Here is a 9,141-nt window from a genome sequence, read left to right as displayed (position 1 = left end):
ATTGGAAGTTAGATGTAAATAATAAACCTATTGATAACATGCCTATTGTTGAACCGTGGAAATGCCCATATCATAATGGAAGAATGTGTATAGAAATTATTGAAAGGATGGCGAAGCGTTGTGAAAGAAAAGTATCTTAAGGAACTTGAAAAATATAATTGCCTTGTTAATAGAAAAAACATTGAAACACAAGAATATAACGGAATTTATAAGCGTTATAAGTATCCTGTTTTAACTAGGAAACATGTACCACTTAGTTGGAGATATGATTTAAATGAAGAGTCCAACCCGAATTTTATTGAGACTCTAGGAATTGATGCTGTATTTAATCCGGGTGCTATAGAATTAAATGGTGAATTTTATTTGGTAACAAGAATGGAAGGTAGCGACCGTAAATCATTTTTTGCAATAGCAAAGAGCAATAATGGAATAGATAATTATAAATTTATAAATTATCCTGTAGTAATTCCAGATACATGTATTGGTGAAACAAATTTATATGATATGAGACTAACTAAACATGAAGATGGCTTTATCTATGGCATATTTTGTTCTGAAAGAAAAGATCCCAGTGCAAAAATGGGAGACTTATCTTCCGCAATCGCAGAGGCTGGAATAGTTAGAACAAAAGATTTAAAAACTTGGGAAAGAATGCCCAATCTTAAAACGCCTTCACCTCAGCAGAGAAATGTAGTTCTACATCCTGAATTTGTAAATGGGAAATACCTATTATACACTCGTCCTATGGATGGATTTATAGATACCGGAAGTGAAAGTGGAATATGCTTTGGTTACAGTGATACTATGGAAAGTGCTGTGATTAAAAAAGAAACAGTACTAAGCAAAAGAACGTATCATACAATTACAGAATCAAAAAATGGAGCTGGTTGTGTGCCTATAAAGACAAAGAAAGGTTGGATTCACATTGCTCATGGGGTGAGGAATACGGCTGCAGGGCTTAGGTATGTTATTTACTTGTTTGTAACAGATTTACTTAATCCTGAAAAAGTAATAGCAAATCCAGGTGGTTATTTAATTGCACCTCTTGGAGAAGAACGAGTTGGAGACGTATCTAATGTAGTATTTACCAATGGAGCTATTGCAAAAGATAATGGAGATGTGTTTATATATTATGCATCTTGTGATACAAGGATTCATGTGGCAACAACTACTGTTGACCTGCTACTAGAATATGCATTTGCAACTCCTACAGATCCTCTACGTTCATATGATTGTGTTCAGCAACGTATTGAACTTATTAAAAAGAACATAGAAGGAGGAGCAGAAAATGAGTAAAGTTAAAATTATTGGAGATGCTATGAAAAATATGCCATAGCAGGATAAACCTTCACTTTGTGATGGGGTAGTATGGAGACATGATGGGAATCGTATTATAGGTTGGAATCCAACACCAAGAACTGCTCGTGTTTATAATAGTTCAGTAGTACCATATGGTGATGGTTTTATAGGAATATTTAGAGCGGACCTTAAGCATGGTAAACCACAATTGCATATAGGTCATAGTTTGGATGGTTTAAAATGGGATATTGAAAATGAAGAAATTCATTGGAAGGATGAGCAAGGTGTTTTATATGAGCCAGCATATTCTTATGATCCAAGACTTGTGAAAACAGGGGATACTTATTATATCATATGGTGCTCAGATTTTGCAGGTGCAGCTATTGCAATAGGGAAAACAAAAGATTTTAAAGATTTTACTAGACTAGAAAATCCATTTATTCCTTTCAATAGAAACGGCGTGTTATTCCCAAGAATGATAAATGATAAGTATAGGTTACTTAGTAGACCGAGTGACAGTGGACACACCATTTGGAGATATCTTCATAAGTGAAAGCCCAGATTTAATTTATTGGGGAAGACATAGAAGAGTTATGGCGAGTGGTGGAGCTGGATGGTGGCAAGCAACTAAGATAGGAGCTGGTGCTGTACCAATAGAGACTACTGAAGGGTGGCTATTATTTTATTATGGTGTTTCAGGAACCTGTAACGGATTTGTTTACAGTTTTGGAGCTGTAATACTTGATATAAATAATCCTTCTAAGGTTCTTTATAGAACAAGGGATTATATTCTTACTCCTGAGAAAGAATATGAAACTACAGGTTTTGTTCCAAATGTTGCTTTTCCTTGTGCTACATTACATGATTCAGAAACTGGAAGAATTGCTATATATTATGGAGCGGCTGATACTTACCTTGCAGTTGCATATTGTGATGTTAATGAACTTGTACAATATATAAAAGCTAATTCCGAATTAGCACCTGGGGATGCCGAGGAATATAGATAGTTTACTTCACTATATAATAATTATATAATAAATCCTTAAATCGTGTTAACTTGAGATTTAAGGATTTTTTTATAAATAAAAAGGAGCAATATTATGGAATACATAAAAGGGTTTACCTGGGGAGCATTTAATCATAGAGGGGATTATCTTAGAGAAGAGGCCTTAAACTCTTTAAATCTACTTGTGAAACGAACTGGAGTAAATTCAGTAGTAATTGCACCAGCGGGAATTCAAAATAAAGCACAATCTACCTTTATTGATTATGAGGGTGAATATACGGTTAGTGACGAAGAGCTAATAATGGTAATAAATAAATTTCATAAGATGGGGATAAAGGTTATATTAAAACCAACTGTAAATTGTAAGGATGGTACTTGGAGAGCTCACATAAATTTCTTTGATATAGATGTACCTTGTGAACCTAAATGGAGCGATTGGTTTAAAAGTTATGATAAGTTTATAATTCATTATGCAAATATTGCTCAGAAGACTGGTTGTTTTATGTTTGTAGTCGGTTGTGAAATGGTGCAGGCACAAAAGAGAGAACAAGAATTTAGATCACTAGTTTCATATGTAAAAGAAGTTTATAGTGGACTAATTACTTATAATACTGATAAATATCAAGAGGATCAAGTTAAATGGTGGGACGCTATTGATGTTATATCCTCAAGTGGATATTATCCTATTAATGATTGGGATAGTCAGTTAAATCGTATACAAAAGGTAGTTGAAAAATACAATAAGCCATTCTTCTTTATAGAAGCTGGTTGCCCAAGTAGAGTTGGTTCGTCGTTGATTCCAAATGATTGGGAGCTTCAAGGCGCAGCGAGTATAATAGAACAAGAAAGTTATTATAAAGTTATGTTTGAAAAAACTAAGGATATTTCGTGGATAAAGGGTTTTGGATTATGGGATTGGCAGTCAAGATTATATGACGAGAATAAGGCTAAAGAGGATAATAGTTATGGAGTTTATGGGAAACCAGCAGAAAAAATAATAAAAGATTTTTATGAGTCCAAGTAAATATTAAAAATTACGCTATGTACTACTATAAATAATATTTTAGTGAAAAGAGATGTTTATAATGGAATTAGAGGTGTTTAAGTATCGTAGGGTTCTTAATAGAACCCTTGAAGCTATTAAGAGAGGAAAGTTGACTATAGGATTTATAGGTGGATCAATTACTGATTCAAGAGGTAGAAATAGATGGCCTGAACCTGTAACATCATGGTTTATGGATAAGTTTCCAAATGTTAAAATAATTGTTGAGAATGCAGCAATTGGTGGTACGGGAAGTGAACTAGCTGTATTTAGAGCGAAAAGAGATATAATAGAAAGAAATTGTGACCTGATTTTTGTTGAATTTGCTGTAAATGATAATGATTTGCCTAGAGAGAAAACTATGAGAACTAGGGAAGGACTTTTAAGAAAGTTATTAGTAAAGGGAAAGAGTGATTTAGTTTTATCATACACATTTTGCATGGAAATGTATGATGAAATGATTAATAGTAAGGTCCCATCCACAATTAAAGATTTTGAAATTTTAGCAAAACATTATGATATAAGTTCTGTATGGATGGGTCTTTATGCATTAGATGAAGTAATGCGGGGGCTCATAAGGATGGAAGAATGGGTTCCAGATGGACTTCATCCAGACCTTCGTGGGAGTTATGCATACGGGCAAAGTATAATTAAATTTTTAGAGAAAGAATTAGTTACTAAGGCTAATTTTGAAATGAATGATGTAGAATATATAATTCCAAAACCTTATAATGCAAAAAACTGGGAAAAATCTTATTTGCTTCCTTTATCAAAAGTGAAGTTGAAAGGCCCTTGGACAACTAGAAGATGAACAACCATTCAATGGATGGACCAAGTACTTGATACTTCTGTTAGCGGGTCAGAATTATCATTTTTATTTAATGGACGCGGTCTTGTACTTGGGTTTGATTTTGGCAAGCTTTCAGCAGATTTTGAGTACCTTTTAGATGATGGGAAGTGGGTGCAAATAAAGTGGTATTGTCCTGAGTGGTGTGGAAATGATGGATGGTATAGAGTCTTCTATATAGGAGATGATTTAGAAAACATAGAACATAATTTTGAGCTTAAAGTTATAAATAGTAGCCGTGGTACTAATTTTAGATTAGCTATGATTGGAGTAGTGCTATAGTAGGGGGGAGAAAATGAGTGAGTTTATAACATATGAATCAAAATGTAGTGATAAAGCGGGCGTAAGATATATAGGCAGATTTGATTATAGTGATGCTTCCGGACCTAAATTTGCATGGTCTGCAAGTACCATGTATGCAAAGTTTTATGGGAGGAGTGTTTCTGCAAAACTTAGATCCTTTGGTGATAATTATTTTCTTATAATTATAGATGGAAAAGTTGTCATTAATTCTTTGAAATTAAGTGATGGGGAAGAAAAAATATTTTTACTCGCATCAGATCTAATTTTAGGTTAACATGAAGTAAGCATTGTAGTGCGCACAGAGTATTATTTAGGAACCGCTCAGTTTTTAGGATTTGATTTTGATAAAGGATGGATACTGCCACCGGATGCACCATTAAAAAGAAAAATAGAAATTATTGGAGACTCTATAAGCTGTGGATTTGGGAATGAAGCTTTTAATAGAGATATAGAATATAGTCCTAAATATGATAACTCATATTTATCTTATGGATCTATAGCTGCAAGATATCTTAAGTCGGAATATACAATTGTTGCACGTTCAGGATTTGGACTGATAAGAAGTTATGATGGAAATAAATTGAATATACTTTCGCCGATATATTCACGTATTCTGCCAGACACATATGACATATGGCAGTTTGAAAGCTTTATTCCTCAAGTTGTAGCCATAAATCTTGGAACTAATGATTTTAGTGCTGATTTTATTCCAGACAGAGAGGAATTTACATTAGCGTATATTAATTTAGTAAATAAGATCCACAAAAATTATAACAAAGCAAAGATAATTTGCGCTATAGGTCCTGTAATAGATGGAAAGGCGCTTGCGGTAACTAGGGATTATATAAAAAATGATGTGGTTAATAAACTAAATAAGGAAAATAATATTAGTGATAAGTGGTTATATTTTCTGGAATTTGAGCATCAGGTAGAACGTGATGGTTATGGTATTAATGGACATCCTAGTTTAAAGACACATGAGATAATGGGTAAACATTTAGCTGATTTTATTCGTGAGACTATAAAGTGGTAAAACTATTGAGAAAATTTTATTTATATAATATCTTTTACTGCTATGATAATCGGTTTATACTATATGGTAGATAATAATATATATTACAATGAATTGAATACATTAATCTATTCAATCCATTGTAATTAAAATATTTATCAAAAACATTTATTTTAAGAAATTTATTTTATTAAGAAATTAAACTGAATTACTACATCTTAATAATTACTGTTAATAGTTTCTGCTTTTATAACTGCAGAGTCTAAAGACATACCAGTAAAATACTGTGCATTTAAAAATCGCCCATTTTTTTTATCATCTACAAACGCACCAACTACTATTCCTGGAATACAGCTTTCTACTGCATTTGGTGCATGCTTACCACCTAAATCTGTTCTACACCAACCTGGATCTGTTAAATTAATCATAACATCAGTACCTTCAAGCTTAGAACCTAAATCCTTCGTGAATTTATCAAGTGCCGCTTTACTTGCTGAATATCCTGCCTGCTCAGGCTCATTAATAATTCCACTTGTTGTATTGATGACACGTCCAAAACCTCGCTTAATCATTTTTGGAATTAAACGATAACAAATTGTTATAGCTGCTATAAAGTTGATTCGAAAACTTATATCAAAATCTTCTATTGGAGTTTTAAAATAATCTGTTCTATAGGCAATTTGTACGGCTGCATTATTAAAAACAATATCTACAACTGTTTGATTAGCATCTATTTCATCTAGCATGGCAATTACTTCTTGGTTGTTAGAAAGTTCTGCTTGCACACAATATGCATTAACACCAAAAGCTTTTACTTCACTTTCTACAATTTTTGTATGTTCTAAATTTCTACTATGTAAAATAAGATTGCATCCTTGCTTTGCCATGAAAATAGCTATTTGGTAACCTATTCCTCTGTTTGCACCTGTAATAAGTGCCCATTTACCTTTTACATTAACCATATTATTACTTCCTTTCGATTAGGTATATAAATATTTGAATTATATTATGGCTTAATACTATACGCCTATTGTTGAGTTGTCAATAATATGATATTATCATATATAAGAATATTAACATAGAAAGGAAAACATATGAGTACATTAATTTATCCAATAGTTAAACAAGAAAATGGTTTGCCATTTGTAGTTTGTGGAATAGGATCACAAGCAGATCAATGCCATATTGTAAGAAATGAAGGCTATAATCTTTGTCAAATTATATTTTGCATAAAAGGAAAAGGAATTCTTAAAACTAATCAACAGGAATATGAGATAACAGAAGGAACTTATTTTTATTTGAAACCACAGGAAACTCATGAATATTACAAGACTACAGAATATTGGTCGACGGATTGGTTACTTTTTACTGGCGAAAATATACAAAATACGTTAAGCAAACTTGGTTTTTCAAGATCTTGTATAGGTAACTTTAAAAGTAATAGCAACATTAAAAATATATATGATAATATATTAAGTACACAAAAAGGAAATGATTCTTTAAAAGGATTTATTTCATCATATCTATTATATGGACTTTTAATTGAATTATTTCGGACTTCAAGTAATGAAACAGACTTAAATCGTACTCAGGATACGTCAATAATAGAGCCTACTATAAATTATATTAATATACATTTTTCAGAGGAGATTTCCCTTGAAAATCTTGCAAAATTTGTACATATCACTCCTCAACATTTATGTAAGGTATTTAAAAAACGATTGTATATGCGTCCTTTTGAGTATATTGCAAAAAGAAGAATCCAAGAATCTAAAAAATTGCTTATAAATGGAAATATATCTGTTAAGGACATAGGTGAATCAGTGGGATATAAGGATTGTAGCTATTTTTGCGCTATATTTAAAAAATATGTATTTATTTCACCTTCAGAGTTTAGAGGGTCTGTTAAAAATATTAAGTAAGTTATTATTGAATAGGTATATACCAATTCACCATTGATAATATATATGAACTATAGGTACAAAAGGTTATGAATAACTTAATTAATGGTTGTAATACTTTTGTAGTAGATTATTGACTTTTTATAAATTAAAGAAACTACAGATGTGATAGTATGGTAAAATAATATCAAAATAACAAATGGTAGCATAGGGGGTATTAAAATGAACAAATTCAAAGATGATTTTATATTTGGAACAGCTACAGCATCATACCAAATAGAGGGAGCAGTTGATGAAGGCGGAAGAATGCCGTCAATTTGGGATACGTTTTCAAAAAATAAGGATAATATTTTTATGGGTCATACAGGGGATATCGCTTGTGATCATTACCATAGGACTAAAGAAGATGTGGAAATTTTAGAAAATATAGGAGTGGATTCATATAGGTTTTCTATTTCATGGTCTAGAATATTTCCATGTAAGGATAAGGTTAATCCAGAGGGAATAAAATTTTATAAAAATTTAATTAAGAAATTAAAAGATAAAAAAATTACTCCAGCAATTACACTATATCATTGGGATTTACCCCAATGGGCTCAGGATTTAGGAGGCTGGGAAAATAGAGATTGCATATATTGGTTTAAGGATTATTGTACAAAAGTATTTGAGGAGTTTGGACAAGATGTATCTATGTGGATAACACATAATGAGCCCTTTTGTGCATCTATACTTGGAAACTATTTAGGAACACATGCACCAGGAAATAAAGACTTAAAAAAAGCATTAATAGTAGCTCACCATTTATTATTATCTCATGGTATTGTAGTAAGAACTTTTAGAAAGTTTAAATTTGAAAACAGTAGTATAGGAATAACTTTGAATTTATCACCAACATATGCAGTGTCAAATAAGCAGAAAGATGTAATAGCTGAAAAAATTAGTGATGGATATACTAATAGATGGTTTTTAGATCCATTGCTTAAGGGGAATTATCCAAAAGACATGGTTCAATTATACGAGAAAGAGGTTGGAGCACTAGATTTCATTGTTGATGGAGATTTAGATATTATATCTACTGATATGGATTTCCTAGGCATAAATTATTACACTAGAACTATTGTGGAATATGATGAACATTCACAGCTGAAATTTACAGGAGTAGAGGGCGAAAAAGAAAAAACTGCAATGGGATGGGAGAATAGCCCAGAGTCATTGTATGACTTACTCTCAAGAATAAAAGGAGAATATACAAGATTGCCACTTTATATTACTGAAAATGGTGCTGCTTATGATGATGTAGTTACAGAAGATAATAAGGTACATGATATAGAGAGAATAAATTTTATTAAGGCACATCTTGAAGTTATGCAAAAATTCATTAAGGATGGAGGAAACCTAAAAGGTTATTATTTATGGTCTCTCATGGATAATTTTGAATGGACATATGGGTATTCAAAACGTTTTGGAATAGTGTACGTAGATTATAATACGCAAGAAAGAATTATGAAAGATAGTGCAATTTGGTATAAAAATTTTATTAAAGATCGTAGTTTAGAAGTTTAATCTTTAGTAGTCAAGGCTGGTATACCTGCCTTAATTACTAAATACTTGAATTGGAGGGCTAATTGATGATAGCTATAATACTTGGAACCCACGGTAAGTTTTCCGAAGAAATGTTAAAATCAACAGAAATGATTTTAGGAAAGCAAGAAAACGTTGCTACAATAACTT

At 31.8% G+C, this 9,141-nt stretch carries 9 protein-coding genes and 2 pseudogenes; 10 read left to right on the top strand and 1 reads right to left on the bottom strand.

All coding sequences use genetic code 11. The features are described 5' to 3' along the window. The first annotated feature begins 120 nt into the window (after positions 1-120). The 7 genes and pseudogenes from Q0649_RS19365 (at position 121) to Q0649_RS19335 (ending at position 5,530) form a co-directional block, all read left to right on the top strand. Entirely contained in the window at positions 121-1,296 is a 1,176-nt protein-coding gene (locus Q0649_RS19365) for a glycosidase (protein WP_298845775.1), read from the top strand. Beyond that, positions 1,289-2,306 (top strand): annotated as a pseudogene (locus tag Q0649_RS19360) (glycoside hydrolase family 130 protein). The gene Q0649_RS19365 and the pseudogene Q0649_RS19360 overlap by 8 nt, the downstream one beginning before the upstream one ends. 93 nt (positions 2,307-2,399) lie before the next feature. Then, entirely contained in the window at positions 2,400-3,329 is a 930-nt protein-coding gene (locus Q0649_RS19355) for a glycoside hydrolase family 113 (protein ID WP_298845773.1), read from the top strand. Between the two features lie 61 nt (positions 3,330-3,390). After that, positions 3,391-4,158: an SGNH/GDSL hydrolase family protein gene (locus Q0649_RS19350; RefSeq protein WP_298845771.1), complete on the top strand. Its 768-nt coding sequence runs from the start codon at positions 3,391-3,393 to the stop codon at positions 4,156-4,158. Positions 4,159-4,173: 15 nt separating this feature from the next. Continuing rightward, positions 4,174-4,476 (top strand): hypothetical protein, encoded by a 303-nt coding sequence (locus Q0649_RS19345; protein WP_298845769.1) that lies wholly within the window; start codon positions 4,174-4,176, stop codon positions 4,474-4,476. A 13-nt stretch (positions 4,477-4,489) separates the two neighbouring features. Then, positions 4,490-4,771 (top strand): hypothetical protein, encoded by a 282-nt coding sequence (locus tag Q0649_RS19340; protein ID WP_298845767.1) that lies wholly within the window; start codon positions 4,490-4,492, stop codon positions 4,769-4,771. A gap of 18 nt (positions 4,772-4,789) precedes the next feature. Beyond that, a complete protein-coding gene (locus tag Q0649_RS19335; protein ID WP_298845765.1) occupies positions 4,790-5,530 on the top strand; it encodes an SGNH/GDSL hydrolase family protein in 741 nt (246 codons plus the stop codon). 197 nt (positions 5,531-5,727) lie between these two features. On the opposite strand, the gene Q0649_RS19330 is transcribed toward Q0649_RS19335, so the two are convergent. Continuing rightward, the gene (locus Q0649_RS19330) at positions 5,728-6,471 is read right to left on the bottom strand and encodes an SDR family oxidoreductase (protein ID WP_298845763.1); all 744 of its coding nucleotides are present in this window, start codon (positions 6,469-6,471) and stop codon (positions 5,728-5,730) included. A gap of 132 nt (positions 6,472-6,603) precedes the next feature. On the opposite strand from Q0649_RS19330, the gene Q0649_RS19325 reads away from it, so the two are divergent. The 3 genes and pseudogenes from Q0649_RS19325 to Q0649_RS19315 form a co-directional block, all read left to right on the top strand. After that, on the top strand, positions 6,604-7,431 hold the full coding sequence (locus Q0649_RS19325) for a helix-turn-helix domain-containing protein (RefSeq protein ID WP_298845762.1): 828 nt from the start codon (positions 6,604-6,606) through the stop codon (positions 7,429-7,431). Positions 7,432-7,632: 201 nt separating this feature from the next. After that, positions 7,633-8,973 (top strand): GH1 family beta-glucosidase, encoded by a 1,341-nt coding sequence (locus Q0649_RS19320; protein ID WP_298845760.1) that lies wholly within the window; start codon positions 7,633-7,635, stop codon positions 8,971-8,973. A 65-nt stretch (positions 8,974-9,038) separates the two neighbouring features. After that, a pseudogene (locus tag Q0649_RS19315) lies at positions 9,039-9,141 on the top strand (PTS mannose transporter subunit IID); the annotation flags it as partial.

Source organism: uncultured Clostridium sp. (assembly GCF_937920395.1).
GTDB lineage: Bacteria > Bacillota > Clostridia > Clostridiales > Clostridiaceae > Clostridium_AD.
The sequence above is the reverse complement of the archived record's forward strand: the minus strand, read 5'-3'. Positions and strand labels throughout refer to the sequence as shown.

What these genes read in the sequence shown, in the direction of transcription:
- Q0649_RS19340 (WP_298845767.1), top strand. Translation starts at nt 4,490, where the DNA reads ATGAGTGAGTTTATAACATATGAATCAAAATGTAGTGATAAAGCGGGC.
- Q0649_RS19330 (WP_298845763.1), bottom strand. Translation starts at nt 6,471, where the DNA reads ATGGTTAATGTAAAAGGTAAATGGGCACTTATTACAGGTGCAAACAGA.
- Q0649_RS19320 (WP_298845760.1), top strand. Translation starts at nt 7,633, where the DNA reads ATGAACAAATTCAAAGATGATTTTATATTTGGAACAGCTACAGCATCA.
- Q0649_RS19345 (WP_298845769.1), top strand. Translation starts at nt 4,174, where the DNA reads ATGGACCAAGTACTTGATACTTCTGTTAGCGGGTCAGAATTATCATTT.
- Q0649_RS19355 (WP_298845773.1), top strand. Translation starts at nt 2,400, where the DNA reads ATGGAATACATAAAAGGGTTTACCTGGGGAGCATTTAATCATAGAGGG.
- Q0649_RS19325 (WP_298845762.1), top strand. Translation starts at nt 6,604, where the DNA reads ATGAGTACATTAATTTATCCAATAGTTAAACAAGAAAATGGTTTGCCA.
- Q0649_RS19350 (WP_298845771.1), top strand. Translation starts at nt 3,391, where the DNA reads ATGGAATTAGAGGTGTTTAAGTATCGTAGGGTTCTTAATAGAACCCTT.